The sequence below is a fragment of the Clostridium sp. 001 genome (assembly GCF_019056555.1).
GTDB classification, from domain to species: domain Bacteria; phylum Bacillota; class Clostridia; order Clostridiales; family Clostridiaceae; genus Clostridium_B; species Clostridium_B ragsdalei.
Window position 1 is genome coordinate 3,598,995 of record NZ_CP020473.1, and the last position, 15,546, is coordinate 3,614,540.

The following is a 15,546-nucleotide window of genomic DNA, read 5'->3' on the forward strand; positions in this document are numbered from 1 at the left end:
GAAGAAGGTTATCTTTAAATATAGTAATTTTTAAATGCTTTTGTCAGCCTCATATAGTAATAATCTAGGAGGATTTTTATGAGAATTAGTAAACCAAATACTAAAATGGGCTCTATAGACTTTTTGCTCTTCTCAACTATAATGTTATTGGTAGCTATTGGAGTTGTTATGGTCTATAGTGCCAGTTCTTACAAAGCATTTTTTGATAAAAGTACAAGAGATAGCATGTTTTATTTAAAAAGGCAAGGGTTATGGGCAATAATTGGAACATTCCTTATGTTTTTTACAGTAAAATTTGATTATAAGAGAATAAAGAAATATACTAAATTGCTTATGATAGTATCTGTAATATTTTTACTTGCAGTTTTTGCCTTTGAATCTAGAAAAGGTGCACAAAGATGGATAACAGTAGGTTCTGTTGGATTTCAACCTTCTGAAATAGCAAAATATATTGTGGTTTTATATATGGCAAAAAGTATAGAGCTTAAAGGTGGAAGGAAGATAGAAACCATGCTGTATGGTGTGCTTCCATATCTTTTAGTTTCTGCATTTTATGCAGGACTTGTATTTGCAGAAAAGAATTTAAGTATAGCAGCTGTAATAATGATAGTTACACTCATAATTTTATATGTATCGGGAGCTAAAATAACCCATGTACTTGGCGTAGTTGGGCTTGTAGTCCTTGGGGGAATAGCAGGTATAATATTTGAACCTTATAGAATGGCTAGATTTACAAGCTTTCTAAATCCTTGGTCTGATCCTAAAGGAAAGGGATATCAATTGATTCAATCTCTTTTAGCAATGGGATCAGGAGGAATATGGGGAATGGGACTTGGTAGGTCAAGGCAAAAGTGTTATTACATACCAGAACCTCACAATGATTTTATATTTTCTATTATAGGAGAAGAATTAGGACTTATAGGATGTACTGTAATTGTTATATTATTTATAGTTTTTGTGTGGAGAGGAATTATTATTGCTATAAGGGCGAAGGATACTTATGGAACCATTTTAGCAACTGGAATAACTTCGGTTATTGCAGTTCAGGCGATAATAAATATTGCAGTTGTAACTGGTGCCATGCCTGTAACAGGAGTACCATTACCTTTTATAAGTTATGGAGGTTCGGCTCTCACAATCAATATGATAGCAGTTGGAATACTTTTGAATATATCAAGGCAAACAGAAAGTGGTTAAGAATAGCATTGCAAATTTTTTTGTAATGCTATTGTGGACTTTTAGGGACTTAGAAAGATAATCACTTAATGTAAAAATAATGCGAAGCAAAGCTTTTGAAAATTAAAAATTAATAATGAAGAATTAATAGTGAAGGATGATTTTTAGCTGTCGCAAAAAATCTTTGAATTTATATAAGTTAGCACTTAGTAATGTTTTGCTTTAGCAAAACGAGCCTTCAAAAATTTAATTAAAGATTTTTTGTAGTGTAACGAAAAAAAAACCACATTAACTATTAATTCTTCACTCTTAATTATTAACTAAAAAAGTTGAGTAAGCAAATTTTAATGAAGTAAAGTATATAAATATTTAATATAAATTTAAGGGTTATTTTAATGAAATTACTGTTATTAAGTGTTAATATATATATATCTTATGTTATTTTATATTATAAGTGAAAGGATAGGAAATGAGTCATATTATTACGAAAACAGATAATGAATTGATTTTGAAAAGACGAAAAAAAGTAAAAGTAAAACGAGTTCTTATGCTTATGGTATTTTTAATAGCATTATTTTTTACACTCTGCTTGAAATTGCCCTATTTTAATATAAAGTATATTAAAGTGTATGGAAATAAAAGTATTTCAAGTAATAGCATTATTGAGGATTCAAAAGTATATGGTGGAAATAATATCTTTTATATTAATCTAAAAGATGCATCAGAAAATATATTAAAGAATCCATATATAGAAGATGTTGATATAGGCAGAAAGCTTCCTGGAACCATTAATATTAATGTAAAAGAAAGAGAGGCAACCTTTTATATAGAAAGCAGCAAAAAATATTTCATTGTAGATAAAAATGGAGTTTTACTTCAAAGGAGAGACAACATAAATAATATGAAGTTAGTTAAGTTAAATGGAATTGATTGTAGTAAAGTTAAAGTGGGAGAATGTATTTTAAATAAAGATGATAATAAAATTAAGGCTGTAACTACCCTAGGAAGTATAATTCAAAATAATAAATTACCTTTTGAAATTACTTATATGGATGTAAGTAATTCTGTGGATATTAAAGTTTACTTTAAAGATATGTGTGTGGAATTGGGACAAGGAGATAATTTAGGTAAAAAGGTAAACAGGGCTTTAAATATAATGTTAAATGAAAAATTGGGCAGTGCCAGGGGATACATAGACGTAAGATTTGATGGAAATCCTGTATTTCACATTGAAAATTAGGAGGATAAAATAAAATGCGTAAAGTTGCTTCACAAATTAGTGTTGCTTTGGTGTGCTGTATACTTGGATTCATGCTTACCTACCAATTTAGAGTACTTATGAAACAGGATAATACATTAAATTTAAATAATCAAAATAGTTCTGATGTTACTGTGGAAATAGAGCAGTATAAAAAGGAAAAAGCTGCACTAGAAACGAAGGTAAATGATCTTCAAAATAAAGTAAAGGGCTATGAAGATGCTGCAGCAAGCAAGAGTGATTCTACAAAAAACCTTCTGGATGAATTAGAAAATTCTAGAATACTTATAGGAGAGGTAGATGTAAAGGGACAAGGTGTCGTTATATATCTTAATCCTAACAGCAATCTATTTGGAAATAGTGTTAACAATCACATAACCGATAAAGATTTAGTATATCTCGTAAATGAATTGAGATTTGCAGGTGCTGAAGCTATATCTATAAATGACATAAGAGTTGTTTCAAGAACGGGTATAAGGACAGCAGGAAATTATATACTTATAAATGATGAAAAAATATCACCATCAAAAAGAATAGTTATACAAGCTATAGGAGACAAAAGTTTGTTATATAGTGCCATGAGTTTTCCAGAAGTATTTTCAGATTTAAAAGCGATATGTGATGTTAAGTTTGAAAAATCTGATAGTTTAACTATAAAGAAATATAACAAACCATATAAATTTGAGTATGCAGAGCCTGTGAAAGAATAAATTAGAGGTGATAAAAAATGATAGGATTTGTTGGACTTATATTGGGAATAATTATAGGTGTGGTTTGGAATGTAAATATTCCAGATAAATTTTCACCTTATATGTCTGTGGCTATCTTAGCTTGTCTTGACTCGGTATTTGGAGCTATAAGAGCTAATTTGTCTAAAAATTTTAAAACAGATATTTTTATATCCGGATTTTTTGGAAATGCAGTACTTGCTGCAGCATTTGCTTATTTAGGGGATAAGCTTGGAGTACCTATATATTTGGCAGTGGTTATAGTTTTTGGAGGAAGGATATTTAATAATTTTGCAATAATAAGAAGAGTATTAATTGAAAAAGCTAAATCACATCAATGAGGTGAAATAAATGAAGAGTAGTGAAGCTAATACTTTTGTTTTTATAGCTTCTATAATAATAGGTATATTAATATCCACCAATATAAGTTTTACAAAAGGTAAGACTAATAAGAGAGTGTTTTTAAATGCAAAACAGTATCAAGATGCATATAATTATAAAAATCAGCTTCACAGTGAGATATCGGGATTATTAAAACAATATAATGATACCTATAACAAGCTAAAAAAATATAGAAGCAGTGAGAAGAATGAGGCTCAAGTTGTAGCTGGAATAAATCAGGAATTAAATCAAAACAATATTGTACTTGGAAAAGTAGCTGTAAAAGGTCAGGGAATAAATATATATTTGAATGATGCACCTATGAATGATGGACTTGATAGTTTTCAGTATCAGATGAAGCTTGTACATAATACAGATATAATACAGGTTATCAATGATTTGAAAAATGCAGGATCCGAGGCAATTTCTATAAATGGTCACAGAATAGTAGGGGTTTCCGAAATTTATTGCAGCGGTCCATTTTTAAGAGTAAATGGAGTAAAAATAGCTTCTCCTTTTTTGATTAATGCTATAGGAAATAAGGAAGTACTCTATACTTACATGATGTCAAATGAAAACTACTTAAAAATAATGATAACTAGAAAGATTGTGGTAGAGGTACAAAAATCAGATAATATAAAAATACCTGCCTATAAGGGAGAGTATAAAACAGAATTTATGAAAGAGATACAGTAGATTATTTTATAAATTTGTTGAAAATGATTAAAAAAATAATTAATTTTTGCAGGAATTTTGATGTCTATGAAGAATACTAATAATTGTATATGTTTGTGCTTAAATAAAGGAGACGGTAATATTGTCAATTGAACAAAATTTGAATAGGATAGAAGAAGAGTTAAAGGATAAAAATGTAACCTTAGTGGCAGTTTCAAAAACTAAACCTATTGAAGATGTACAAAAAGCTTATGATGCAGGTATTAGAGATTTTGGAGAAAATAAAGTACAGGAGCTCACAAATAAAATACCAAATCTTCCACAGGATATAAGATGGCATTTAATAGGTCATCTTCAAAGAAACAAGGTGAAATATATAGTTGGTAAGGTTTATCTTATCCATTCTTTGGACAGTATAAGACTTCTTAATGAATTAGAAAAACATTATAAAGATCAAAAGTTAATTGCAAATACTTTGATACAAATAAATATAGGGTTGGAAGAAAGTAAGACAGGTTTACCCCTAGAAGAATTGGAAGATTTACTAAATGCCTGTGAGAATTGTACCAATGTTAAAGTAAAGGGTCTCATGTCTGTAATTCCTAAAGGGGACGAAGAAAGTTGTAAAAATTATTTTCAAAAGCTAAAAAATGTTTTTGATGGCTTGAAGAAAAGAAAGTTTAATAATATAAGTATGAATATACTATCTATGGGAATGACTCATGATTATAAAATAGCAATTAAAGAAGGATCAACACTGGTGAGAATTGGCGAAGGTATATTTGGAAAGAGAAATTACAATAATAAATAGGAGGTATTTTTTATGGCAGGTAAAATGATAAACAAAATGATGGGATTTTTAGGATTGGAAGATGACTTGGAGGAAGATATAGAGGAAGAAGAAACAAAGAGAGGAGGAAATGAAAAAATCGTAAATGATTTTGCAGAGGTAGACCCTATTGTAAATAGTAAAAGACAAAATAAAGTTGTTAGCATACATACTACAATAGCAGCTAAGGTAAGGATAGTTAAGCCAAGTACTTATGAGGAAGCAGCTGATATATGTGATGAACTTAAAAATAGAAAGATAATAGTTATAAACACTACGGGACTTGAAATCAGAATAGCTCAAAGGTTACTTGATTTTATGGGTGGTGCAAGTTATGCGCTAGGAGGAAATTTAGAAGAGATAGAAAAGGGAGTATACATACTTTCGCCATCTAGTGTAGAAGTAAGCAGTGATTTGAAAAATGAGTTATCTGGAAAAGGATTATTTGGATGGAAGTAGATATATTTAGTAGTAAATGGAGGAAAAAATGATAAGTAGTACTTTAGCTGTTGCAATATCATTACTATTTAGATTTCTTGAAGGTGCTATAATAGTGGATGTAATTTTATCCTGGGTTATGCAGGGGAGAAGTAACGCATTTGTGGATTTTTTACATATATTTACGGAACCTCTTATGATACCTGGAAGAAAAATTCAGGAAAAACTTATGCCAGGGTTAATGATAGATTTTTCACCTATAGTGGCCTTTTTTATAATAGATATATTACGAGGAATTGTATTTTCGATACTCTAGTATATGAATTAATGATAGCAAATTAAGGGATAATTATGGATAAAAAAAATTTTATAAAAAGATTTCATTTTTGCGATGAAAATGAAATATTACCTATATATGATAAAATAAGTTTAGCAAAAAAAACTAATAATACAGTATATACCTCAACATTTTATACTCCTAATGTATGGAATACTTTGGAAAGTATAGGAGAAGAAATTGGCCTAAATATACGCAGCTGTGGTATATTTGAAGATGCAGAAAGAAAACTTATAGCATTTTCAAAGTTTGATATAAGGAATTATCCAATAAAACTGATGGAAATAGAATGTAAGTCTAAATTTGTTAAACTACAACACAAGGATTATTTAGGGGCTCTTATGGCCCTTGGACTTAAAAGAGAAAAATTTGGAGATTTAATACTAAAGGAAGATAAGCAATGTTATTTAGCTGTTTGTGAAGATATAAGTGATTACATAGAGATGAATTTAAATAGCGTAGGAAAGAGCAGCTGCAAAGTAAATGTTTTAGATATTAGTTCTGCGGAAATTCCCCTATATAATTTTAAAACTTCTGTTTTAAATGTCTCTTCCTTGAGGATTGATTGTTTGGTTAGTTCTCTATGCAATATATCAAGAAATAAATCTCAAGAAATGATTAAGCGTGGTAAAGTTCTTTTAGATTATTTACCAGAAACAAGAAAAGATAAATCTATAGAAGATAATTGTATAATAACTGTAAGAGGCTGTGGAAAGTTTAAAATTGTGGGAGAAACGGGTTGGACGGGAAGCGGTCGATGCAAACTTCTTATAAAAAAATTTAGTTAATTTGTGAGGTGCTCGTGATGTTTATTACTGCTGCAGAGATAACAAATAAGGAATTTAAAAAGGGACTTAGAGGTTATAATATAGATGAAGTAGACGAATTTTTAGATAAAATAGCAGAGGACTATGAATCTATATATAAGGAAAACTCTATTCTAAAGGAAAAAATGCAGTCTTTAGATGAGAAGATAAGTCATTATACCAAAATGGAAAATACTATAAAAGATACACTTTTATTAGCTCAAAATGCTTCTGAACAGGCTAAAGAAAATGCTAAAAAGGAAAGTCAATTTGTAGTAAAAAGTGCCAATGATGCTGCACAAAAGATAATAGATAAAGCCCATAGTGATGTTATTCAAATTACGGATGAGTTTGAAAATGTAAAACAAGAATTTTCTAAGTTTAGAACTAAGTTTAGAAACTTTATGAAAACTCAGATGGAAATGTTTGATGATATGGAAAAAGATTTTGTAAAGAATTATAATATAGGGTATGAATCAAATGAAAATGAAGTAGAAAATAGTACTGTTAAGGAAAAGGAAATAGAAATAGTAGAGCCAAAAAAAGAAGATATTTCTTTAGTTGAAAAGCGTAACGAAGAATTTGATGAAGATAATAATAAAGAGGACTCAAATCATACGGAAAAAGAAATTTTTGAAGATAAGGATGAACTCGAAGAAATTAAAAACTTTTTTATTAAAGGATAGAAAAAAGCCACTCTAAAAGTAGAGTGGCTTTTTAGTATGCACTGTAAACAAAGCATATTTGACAATCAATGTTGATTTAATATATGCTAGTAATTATAGAAATAAAAATGAGGAGGACATACAAACATGGTTATTGGAATTATAGGAGCTATGGATGAAGAAGTAGAAATACTTTTATCTGAATTAGAGCTGGAGAAAGTTGAAGAAAAAGCTAATATGAAATTTAATTTAGGAAAAATTTATAATAAAGATATAGTTGTAGTAAGAAGTGGCATAGGTAAGGTAAATGCAGCAGTATGTGCCCAAATACTTGCAGATGATTTTAATGTAGATTACATAATAAATGTAGGTATTGCAGGGGGTGCAGGAGAAAACGTATATCCAGGAGATATAGTAATAGCAGACAATTTGGTACAGCATGATATGGATGCATCTGCATTTGGAGATAAAGTAGGACAGATACCTAGATTGGATACATATGATTTTAAATGTAATAGAAGACTTGTAGAAAAAGCTAAGGATGCCTGCAAAAAATTAGGAAATATAAATAGTTTTGTGGGAAGAATAGTTACAGGAGATCAATTTATTTCAAGTACAGAAAAAGTAAGATATTTGAATAAAGAATTTGGAGCATTGGCTTGTGAAATGGAAGGTGGAAGTATTGCACAGGTAGCTTATTTGAACAATGTACCTTTTGTAATAATAAGGTCTATATCAGATAATGCAAACAATGGTGCTAGCATGGATTATAAAAAATTTGCACCTATTGCCATAAAGAATTCTACACAAATAATTAAAAGCATGATTATGAGTTTATAACTTTTATTTATTGTATGCAGGGAGGAAGCTAATGGAAATACTTATAATATTACTTGGAATTTTATTAGATAGGATCACAAAAATATGGGCTATTGAAGTTTTGTCTAACATTTCCCAGGTAGTAGTAATAAAAGATTTCTTTTCATTACTGTATTTGCAAAATAAAGGTGCTGCTTTTGGAATTTTACAGGGTAAGCTTTATTTTTTAACTATAGTTACAATAGTTGTTGTTATGGGCATGATATACTATATTATAAAATATAGGCCAAGTTCAAAGCTCATAAGGATAAGTTTTTCTCTTATAATAAGTGGGGCTTTGGGAAATTTGATGGATAGAATGGTGTATAAATATGTAGTTGACTTTATTTCTGTCCATTATAAAGACATTTATTATTTTCCCGTATTCAACATGGCAGATGTGATGGTAGTAATTGGAACTGCACTTTTAGCATTTTATTTATTAAAGGAAGAAAAATATGGAAAGTAAAAATTTTTTAGTTTGTGATGAAGAAGAAAATATTAGACTTGATGTATTTTTGTCTAAATGTTTTCAAGATAAATCAAGATCATATATTCAAAATATAATAGAGGATAAGCTGGTAGAAGTAAATGGAAAAGTAAAAAAATCCAATTATAAGGTTAAGTCAGGGGATAATATAGAAATTACTATACCCGACCCTGTGAATTTAAATATACAGCCGGAAAATATACCTCTTGATATATTGTATGAGGATAAGGATGTTATTGTAGTAAACAAGGTTCAAGGCATGATAGTACATCCTGCACCAGGAGTGTATAAAGGTACTTTAGTAAATGCTCTTTTAAATCACTGTAATGATCTATCAGGTATAAACGGAGTGACAAGACCGGGTATAGTGCATAGAATAGACAAAGACACTTCAGGAATACTTGTGGTAGCTAAAAACGATAATTCCCATAATAAATTGGCTAAGCAGTTAAAAGACCATTCTATGACTAGAGAATATATAGCTTTAGTAGAAGGAGTTATAAAACTAGATGAGGGTACTGTAGATGAACCTATTGCAAGACACCCTAAAGATAAAATAAAAATGGCAGTTTGTGTAAATGGGAAAAGGGCCATTACTCACTATAAGGTTATTAAAAGATTTAAAAATAATACTTTGATAAAATGTATACTTCAAACAGGAAGAACACATCAGATAAGGGTACATATGGCGTATATAGGGCATCCTCTGGTAGGAGATCCGGTATATGGCTATAAAAAGCAGAAGTTTAAACTAAATGGTCAACTCCTCCATGCTAAAAAGCTTGGTTTTGTTCATCCAGCTACAGGAAAGTACATAGAATTTGAAACAGAAATACCAGATTATTTTAAAAAAGTGATAAAGATTCTGGATAATATGAATTAAAAAAGCAGTCTATATAATTTTAGACTGCTTTTTGTTCTAAATTTAAACTGCTTCTTCATTGGATTTTTCAGAAGCACTTTGTTCCGGTAATATTAAATTAAGTATTATTCCAATAATAGTTGCAAGAGCTACACCGGATATTTGAACTGGCGATCCACCTACAGTAAAGTTTATGGAAGCACCACCAATTCCTATTACTATTATAACAGATGTCAATATTAAATTTCTATTTTTACTAAAATCTATTTTATCCTCTACAAATATTCTAAAACCTGAGGAAGCTATTATTCCAAATAACACTATACTTACACCGCCTATTACAGGCATAGGCATATTCTCAATTACAGCAGCTACAGGACCTATAAATGAAAGCAGTATAGCTATTATTCCAGCACCGCCTATAACCCATACGCTGTAAACTTTTGTTATAGCCATAACTCCTATATTTTCTCCATAAGTTGTAGTTGGAGGTCCACCTGCAAAACCTGCAAATATAGTGGCTAATCCATCTCCTAATATAGATCTATGAAGTCCTGGATCTTTGGTGAAATCCCTTCCTACTACATTGTTTGTTACGTAAATGTGACCTATGTGTTCTGCTAAGGTTACAAAAGAAATAGGGGCCATAAGCATAACGGCATTTATGTTGAATTTAGGAAACATAAATGGAGGTAATTTAAAAAGTTTGGTACTTACGATAGTATCTAGTGCTTGCTTTGGCACTACACCTAAAATTAAAGCAGATATATATCCAACTATTATTGCTATTAGTATAGGTATTATTCCTAAAAATCCTTTAAAATACATGGTTCCAATAACAGCTACAGCAACTGTAATTGCAGAAACTGTCATCCAAGCCCATCTTGGTATACTTTGCATCTGATCAGTTGTATAAGTAGGGTTGAATCCTGCCCAGTTTATAGCTGTAGCTGCAAGACCTAAGCCTATTACTATTACTATGGAACCAACAACTACAGGGGGAAGAGCTCTGTTAAGCCAGTTTACACCACAAAGTTTTATTATGCCAGCTACGATTAAATATACACAACCTGCTGCTATTACACCAGAAAGCATAGATGCTGGTCCATAGCTTTTAGATGCTATAAGAATTGGACTTATAAAAGCAAAGGAAGAACCTAAGTAAGCTGGAAGCTTCGCTTTGGTACATAAAATATAAATAAGTGTTCCAACACCGCTGCAAAATAATGCTATGGATGGACTCATTCCTGTTAAAATTGGGACAAGTATAGTTGAACCTACCATTGCAAATAAATGCTGAAAACTAAGAGGTATGGTAACCCCTATAGGTAATTTTTCTTCTACATCAACAAAATTTTTCATTTACGCGCTCCTTTTCTAGTCTCTCAAGGACTATTTTAAAAGTTTTACAATTCATATATTTTTACTGAATCATTCTTGTCTATTTCTGCAATTTCCACTGATATCATTTCATCTCTAGAGGTAGGAATGTTTTTACCTACATAGTCAGCTCTTATAGGAAGCTCCCTATGTCCTCTATCAACTAAAACTGCAAGCTGGATTAATTTTGGCCTGCCAGAATGTATAATAGCATCAATTGCTGCTCTTGCAGTTCTGCCTGTGTAGATAACATCATCTACTAATATAATTTTTTTGTTTTCCACATCTATTAGATTAGATCCTTTTAGTACAGGTTGTCCTGCAAGGCTGGTTAAATCATCTCTATAGAGGCCAATATCTACATCCTCTACTTTTAACTTTATTCCTTCAATTTTATAAATGTTCTCGGCTATCCTTTTTGCTAAGGGGTATCCCCTTCTTTTTATTCCTACAAGTATTATATCCTCTGTTCCTCTATTCTTTTCTAATATTTCGTGGGATATTCTTTTTAAAGTTCTATTCATAGCCTTTTCATCTAAAATAAGTGCTTTTAATTTCAACACATGTCCCTCCCTTCTTTTTTAATTTACAATTTACAATTTACAATTATAATTGTGCTTATTTCAATTTTATTTATAGTATAAGTATTATAAAAAATGTCCTTCACGTAGTGAAGGACATAATAGTCATACGGATATAAAAATACTTTATTGACCTCACTGGATCATTTTAAAAGATATTAAATTCACAACTTATTATAAGATAGTTTCTTTAATATTGCAAGTTTTTTTGGCATTACATTGGTTTTACAGAATAAATATGGTCTATTTTGTCTTAAAAGATTATTTAAAAAAACCTACTTGAAAATTTTTACTGAAGCTGTTTTATATCTGGTTTTGTGGGGTCTGTATAAATGGTTTGATTAGTATAATATATTACCATTCCCGGTTTGGCACCATTTGGTTTGTGAACATTTTTAATTTCTGTGTAATCTACGGCTACTTTGGAGGAATTTTTAGCTTTACTGTAGTATGCTGCAAGATTTGCAGCTTCTTCCAAAGTTTTATCTGGAACTTTGCCAAAATTTTTTATTATTACGTGAGACCCAGGAATTTCTTTAGTATGAAGCCATATATCTCTCTTGTCTCCAAATTTAAGGGTAAGATAATCATTTTGAAGATTATTTTTACCTACATATATTTCTATTCCATCACTGGATATAAACTTCATTGGTTTGGAGTCCCTACTCTTCTTTTTAGTATTTGATTTTTTAAATTTTATATACCCGCTTTCCATAAGTTCCTTTTTTATTTCCTCAATATCATCGTAGTTTTCACAATTTTTTATGTTGGTCATTACAGAAGTCAAATACTCCATTTCGTCTTTTGCTATTTTTAACTGTTCATTTGCAGCTTGTTCTGTTTTCTTTAATTTATTGTATTTCTTAAAATAGCGTTGTATATTTTCAGAAGGAGTTTTATTTTTATCAAGTTTTATATCTAAAGACTCCATTTTTTCACTATAGTAATTTTGAATTTCTATATGACTGTCACCCTTTTTTATATTGTAGATTTGTGAAGTTAAGAGTTCACCATATATTCTAAAAGTATCTTTATTTTTAGCTTCCTCAATGTTATCTGCTAGAATTTTTATTTTCTTGGTGCATCTTTCTAAGTTTATATTTATGAGTTTAGAAAGGTCAGAACTTTTGTTACTTAATCTATCACATTTGTCCTTTTCATAGTAAAATTCTTCTACTAACTGGGAAGGTGTAGTATAGTATTTTTCTTTGCATTTGTCTAAATAGGTTAATTTATAACAGTAGAAATCTTTTATTTTTTCATTTTCCATATAGGATGCAAAGTAAAAATCCCCATTTAGTAATTCATCAGAGATTTTCCTGCAAAAGTCGTATAGAAAGTCTAAATTGTTATTTCCTAAAAAATCTTTTTCACTATTTAATTTGTAGAACAATTCCTTTGAAAAAGAACTGCTTATGCCAGTAAACACTTTTGAAAAAAAGCTTTTATCAATTTTTGTTGAGGTAGTTGTTAAAAACTTTTTAAAATCTTCTTTTGTAAAGAAAATGGGATTTAGTTTATTTGAAGTTGGTGGAAATACGTACTTTATCCCGGGAAATAGGGATCTCACGGTGTTTATTTCAGGTGTTATATGTTTTATGCTATCCATGATCAAGTTATCTCTTTTTCGCACTAAAGTTATATTACTATGTCTTCCCATTATTTCTATTACTAATGTATATATACTGTTAAAGCCCAGTTCATCTGAGCTTTCAAAATCTAAAAAAACAATTCTATCTGTATCCAATTGTCTTATGTCAACTAATTTTGATGGGCTTAGGTGCTTTCTCAAAACCATGCAAAACATAGGCGGCTGAAGTGGATTCTGTTTGCTTTTAACTGTAATATGCATTTTAGGATATACTGGACTTGCACTTAATAAAAGCTTATAATTTTTCCTTCCATTTTTAATGCTTAATACTATTTCATCCTTTTCAGGTTGATTTATTTTTTCAACTTTTCCCCCTAGTATTTTTTCTTTCAATTCTTTTAAAATGCTGTGTATGAAAATACCGTCTAAAGCCATATTGTTCATCCTCTCGTAAGTTATGTATTTAATAAATTATATCATCTAGAATTTTTAAAATAAAGTTGTAAAAATTTTATTGATAAAAGATTATTACAGTAGTAAACTTAATTTGAAATATACAGCATCTTTATGGAAGGGTGAAATTTTAACATGAAGTTTACTAAAATGCAAGGTACTGGAAATGATTTTGTAGTAATAGATGACAGAGAGAATAGATTTTTAGGAAAAGAAAAAGAACTTGGATTAAAGCTTTGTAATAGACATTTTGGAATAGGCGGAGATGGAATATTGATAGTTCGCCAGAGTGAAATTGCGCAGATTAAAATGGTAATAATAAACTCAGATGGTTCTTATGCATCTATGTGTGGAAACGGAATAAGATGTTTTGCAAAATATGTATGGGAAGAAAATTTAGTAAAAGAGTCTCCTATAAAGATAGAAACGGGGGATGGTATAAAGGAAGCATTTTTGAATGTAGAAAATGGTAAAGTGAATGAAGTCACTATTGATATGGGAACACCTTCTTTTGATCCAAAAAAAATTCCAGTAAACTCCTGTGATGAAGTTGTAAAAAAGGAATTAAAAATTAATGAAAAAACTTATAGTATTACTTCAATGTTTATGGGAGTACCTCATACAGTTATATTTGGTGATCTTGAAAAGTATGATGTGAAAGAAGGAAAGGCTATTGAAAAATATTCTATTTTCCCTGAAGGAACTAATGTAAACTTTTGTGAAGTTTTAAATAAGGACGAAATTAAAATAAAAACTTGGGAAAGAGGAGCAGGTCCTACTTTAGCCTGTGGTACGGGAACTTGTGCCTGTGCTGTGGCTTCAAATAAGCTTGGCTTTACAGAGGGAAAAGTTAAAGCTCAGGTTCCAGGAGGAATTCTTTTTATAGAAGTGAAAGACAATAAAGTTTTTATGACAGGTCCTGCAGAGGTTTCGTTTAAAGGGGAATATGATATTTAATGAAAAACTTTAGAATGATAATTTTTTTTGTTTTCATGTCTTTTACATTTCTCATATTAAGTAGTTGTACACTTAGAGATGTAAACAAAGGTAAAAGTGGAGCAAATATTCATTATTCTAATGTTATAGCAGTTGAAGCTAAAGAAACTGATACGAAGATATTTAATGTGGGTAATTATAAGTTATCCCAAAACTTAACGAATAGCAATATAAATAATATAGAGGAAATGCTATATGACACAAAGAAAACCACTTTTATTTATTTAAACAAGGAAAAAGGTTCTAATAAAAATAAAATAGATATAATTACTAAGGATTCTGTGGATGAAGTTAAAAATTTTTATAATGCACGAAATATGAAAATAAATTCTACAGGAGATAAGATTGCCTTTAGGACTTTTAAAAACAATTCGGTATATAGTGCTGAGGGAATGAAAGTATACGATATAAAAAATAAAAAATATTTAGATATTAAATCGAAGGTTCTAGTTTCTGGAGATTTATATGAGTGGCTGGATGATCATAGAATAATTTATTATGGAAGCATGGAAGGAAAAGCAAATTCTAGTAAAGCATATATATATGATTTTAATACAGACAGAGAGCAAATATATTTAAATGATATTAAAGGATACTGTATATATTTTATTCCAGTAGGAAATGATATATTGTTTTTATCGAGAAATTACAATGAGTTATATTTATATTTTTATAATAATGAAAGTAAACAGTTTACACTTTTAAGTGATGAATTTACAGAAATATATAGTTCAGTATCAGATAAAAAGAGAAAAAGTGTATTTTTTATTGGAAATCAAAAGGACAATAACACTGCACTTTATGAGTTTAAAGAAGAAAGTGGTACAGTAAACAGGATTACCTATGATTTTCCACAAACTTTTGGTATTTCTTCAGGAATAGCTGAAGATGAAAATGGTAATGTGTATTTTACAGGTATGGAAAAGGAAGACCAGCAGGATAATGTGGATGTATTTATGTATAATGCAGATGAAAAGTCCATAAATGTTATGTCTGATCATTCTGGCAAGTATAGAATTTATAAAAATAATGAAATATAAGG

The 15,546-nt window shown here is 29.8% G+C and carries 18 protein-coding genes; 15 read left to right on the forward strand and 3 right to left on the reverse strand.

The features are described from left to right. Positions 1-84: 84 nt before the first annotated feature. The 13 genes from spoVE (at position 85) to B5S50_RS16765 (ending at position 9,524) form a co-directional block, all read left to right on the forward strand. The gene (gene spoVE / locus B5S50_RS16705; protein WP_065077730.1) at positions 85-1,197 is read left to right on the forward strand and encodes a stage V sporulation protein E; all 1,113 of its coding nucleotides are present in this window, start codon (positions 85-87) and stop codon (positions 1,195-1,197) included. A 448-nt stretch (positions 1,198-1,645) separates the two neighbouring features. Further along, positions 1,646-2,416, forward strand: a complete 771-nt coding sequence (locus B5S50_RS16710; RefSeq protein WP_065077601.1) for a cell division protein FtsQ/DivIB — start codon at positions 1,646-1,648, stop codon at positions 2,414-2,416. Positions 2,417-2,430: 14 nt separating this feature from the next. Then, the gene (locus B5S50_RS16715; protein ID WP_065077600.1) at positions 2,431-3,144 is read left to right on the forward strand and encodes a DUF881 domain-containing protein; all 714 of its coding nucleotides are present in this window, start codon (positions 2,431-2,433) and stop codon (positions 3,142-3,144) included. 17 nt (positions 3,145-3,161) lie between these two features. Continuing rightward, positions 3,162-3,503: a small basic family protein gene (locus tag B5S50_RS16720; protein WP_023163035.1), complete on the forward strand. Its 342-nt coding sequence runs from the start codon at positions 3,162-3,164 to the stop codon at positions 3,501-3,503. Between the two features lie 10 nt (positions 3,504-3,513). Next, on the forward strand, positions 3,514-4,239 hold the full coding sequence (locus tag B5S50_RS16725) for a DUF881 domain-containing protein (protein ID WP_065077599.1): 726 nt from the start codon (positions 3,514-3,516) through the stop codon (positions 4,237-4,239). A gap of 121 nt (positions 4,240-4,360) precedes the next feature. Further along, the gene (locus tag B5S50_RS16730) at positions 4,361-5,029 is read left to right on the forward strand and encodes a YggS family pyridoxal phosphate-dependent enzyme (protein ID WP_217302370.1); all 669 of its coding nucleotides are present in this window, start codon (positions 4,361-4,363) and stop codon (positions 5,027-5,029) included. A gap of 12 nt (positions 5,030-5,041) precedes the next feature. After that, positions 5,042-5,506: a cell division protein SepF gene (locus B5S50_RS16735; protein WP_217302371.1), complete on the forward strand. Its 465-nt coding sequence runs from the start codon at positions 5,042-5,044 to the stop codon at positions 5,504-5,506. Positions 5,507-5,534: 28 nt separating this feature from the next. After that, positions 5,535-5,801 (forward strand): YggT family protein, encoded by a 267-nt coding sequence (locus B5S50_RS16740; RefSeq protein ID WP_217302372.1) that lies wholly within the window; start codon positions 5,535-5,537, stop codon positions 5,799-5,801. 35 nt (positions 5,802-5,836) lie between these two features. After that, on the forward strand, positions 5,837-6,610 hold the full coding sequence (locus B5S50_RS16745; protein WP_217302373.1) for an RNA-binding protein: 774 nt from the start codon (positions 5,837-5,839) through the stop codon (positions 6,608-6,610). Positions 6,611-6,627: 17 nt separating this feature from the next. Beyond that, complete coding sequence (locus B5S50_RS16750) at positions 6,628-7,314, forward strand: DivIVA domain-containing protein (protein WP_217302374.1); 687 nt, start codon at positions 6,628-6,630, stop codon at positions 7,312-7,314. A gap of 126 nt (positions 7,315-7,440) precedes the next feature. Further along, complete coding sequence (locus tag B5S50_RS16755) at positions 7,441-8,133, forward strand: 5'-methylthioadenosine/adenosylhomocysteine nucleosidase (RefSeq protein ID WP_217302375.1); 693 nt, start codon at positions 7,441-7,443, stop codon at positions 8,131-8,133. Positions 8,134-8,164: 31 nt separating this feature from the next. Next, positions 8,165-8,620, forward strand: coding sequence for a signal peptidase II (gene lspA, locus B5S50_RS16760; RefSeq protein WP_217302376.1), 456 nt, complete (start codon positions 8,165-8,167; stop codon positions 8,618-8,620). Beyond that, positions 8,610-9,524, forward strand: coding sequence for an RluA family pseudouridine synthase (locus B5S50_RS16765; RefSeq protein ID WP_217302377.1), 915 nt, complete (start codon positions 8,610-8,612; stop codon positions 9,522-9,524). Before lspA ends, B5S50_RS16765 begins: the two co-directional genes overlap by 11 nt. A 42-nt stretch (positions 9,525-9,566) precedes the next feature. Here B5S50_RS16765 and uraA read toward each other — a convergent pair whose 3' ends face one another. The 3 genes from uraA to B5S50_RS16780 form a co-directional block, all read right to left on the reverse strand. Next, entirely contained in the window at positions 9,567-10,865 is a 1,299-nt protein-coding gene (gene uraA, locus B5S50_RS16770) for a uracil permease (RefSeq protein ID WP_217302378.1), read from the reverse strand. A gap of 44 nt (positions 10,866-10,909) precedes the next feature. Next, a complete protein-coding gene (gene pyrR, locus B5S50_RS16775; RefSeq protein WP_217302379.1) occupies positions 10,910-11,443 on the reverse strand; it encodes a bifunctional pyr operon transcriptional regulator/uracil phosphoribosyltransferase PyrR in 534 nt (177 codons plus the stop codon). 310 nt (positions 11,444-11,753) lie between these two features. Next, the gene (locus tag B5S50_RS16780) at positions 11,754-13,490 is read right to left on the reverse strand and encodes an NFACT family protein (RefSeq protein ID WP_065077589.1); all 1,737 of its coding nucleotides are present in this window, start codon (positions 13,488-13,490) and stop codon (positions 11,754-11,756) included. Positions 13,491-13,643: 153 nt separating this feature from the next. On the opposite strand from B5S50_RS16780, the gene dapF reads away from it, so the two are divergent. After that, positions 13,644-14,465: a diaminopimelate epimerase gene (gene dapF, locus B5S50_RS16785; protein ID WP_065077588.1), complete on the forward strand. Its 822-nt coding sequence runs from the start codon at positions 13,644-13,646 to the stop codon at positions 14,463-14,465. Next, positions 14,465-15,544: a hypothetical protein gene (locus tag B5S50_RS16790; RefSeq protein ID WP_065077587.1), complete on the forward strand. Its 1,080-nt coding sequence runs from the start codon at positions 14,465-14,467 to the stop codon at positions 15,542-15,544. The genes dapF and B5S50_RS16790 overlap by 1 nt, the downstream gene beginning before the upstream one ends. The last annotated feature ends 2 nt before the right edge of the window (positions 15,545-15,546 follow it).

Bases quoted from the DNA above. Each gene is read 5' to 3' on its own strand.
- B5S50_RS16710 (WP_065077601.1), top strand. From the start codon at position 1,646: ATGAGTCATATTATTACGAAAACAGATAATGAATTGATTTTGAAAAGA.
- B5S50_RS16715 (WP_065077600.1), top strand. From the start codon at position 2,431: ATGCGTAAAGTTGCTTCACAAATTAGTGTTGCTTTGGTGTGCTGTATA.
- B5S50_RS16720 (WP_023163035.1), top strand. From the start codon at position 3,162: ATGATAGGATTTGTTGGACTTATATTGGGAATAATTATAGGTGTGGTT.
- B5S50_RS16725 (WP_065077599.1), top strand. From the start codon at position 3,514: ATGAAGAGTAGTGAAGCTAATACTTTTGTTTTTATAGCTTCTATAATA.
- B5S50_RS16735 (WP_217302371.1), top strand. From the start codon at position 5,042: ATGGCAGGTAAAATGATAAACAAAATGATGGGATTTTTAGGATTGGAA.
- B5S50_RS16740 (WP_217302372.1), top strand. From the start codon at position 5,535: ATGATAAGTAGTACTTTAGCTGTTGCAATATCATTACTATTTAGATTT.
- B5S50_RS16745 (WP_217302373.1), top strand. From the start codon at position 5,837: ATGGATAAAAAAAATTTTATAAAAAGATTTCATTTTTGCGATGAAAAT.
- B5S50_RS16750 (WP_217302374.1), top strand. From the start codon at position 6,628: ATGTTTATTACTGCTGCAGAGATAACAAATAAGGAATTTAAAAAGGGA.
- B5S50_RS16755 (WP_217302375.1), top strand. From the start codon at position 7,441: ATGGTTATTGGAATTATAGGAGCTATGGATGAAGAAGTAGAAATACTT.
- lspA (WP_217302376.1), top strand. From the start codon at position 8,165: ATGGAAATACTTATAATATTACTTGGAATTTTATTAGATAGGATCACA.
- B5S50_RS16765 (WP_217302377.1), top strand. From the start codon at position 8,610: ATGGAAAGTAAAAATTTTTTAGTTTGTGATGAAGAAGAAAATATTAGA.
- uraA (WP_217302378.1), bottom strand. From the start codon at position 10,865: ATGAAAAATTTTGTTGATGTAGAAGAAAAATTACCTATAGGGGTTACC.
- B5S50_RS16780 (WP_065077589.1), bottom strand. From the start codon at position 13,490: ATGGCTTTAGACGGTATTTTCATACACAGCATTTTAAAAGAATTGAAA.
- dapF (WP_065077588.1), top strand. From the start codon at position 13,644: ATGAAGTTTACTAAAATGCAAGGTACTGGAAATGATTTTGTAGTAATA.
- B5S50_RS16790 (WP_065077587.1), top strand. From the start codon at position 14,465: ATGAAAAACTTTAGAATGATAATTTTTTTTGTTTTCATGTCTTTTACA.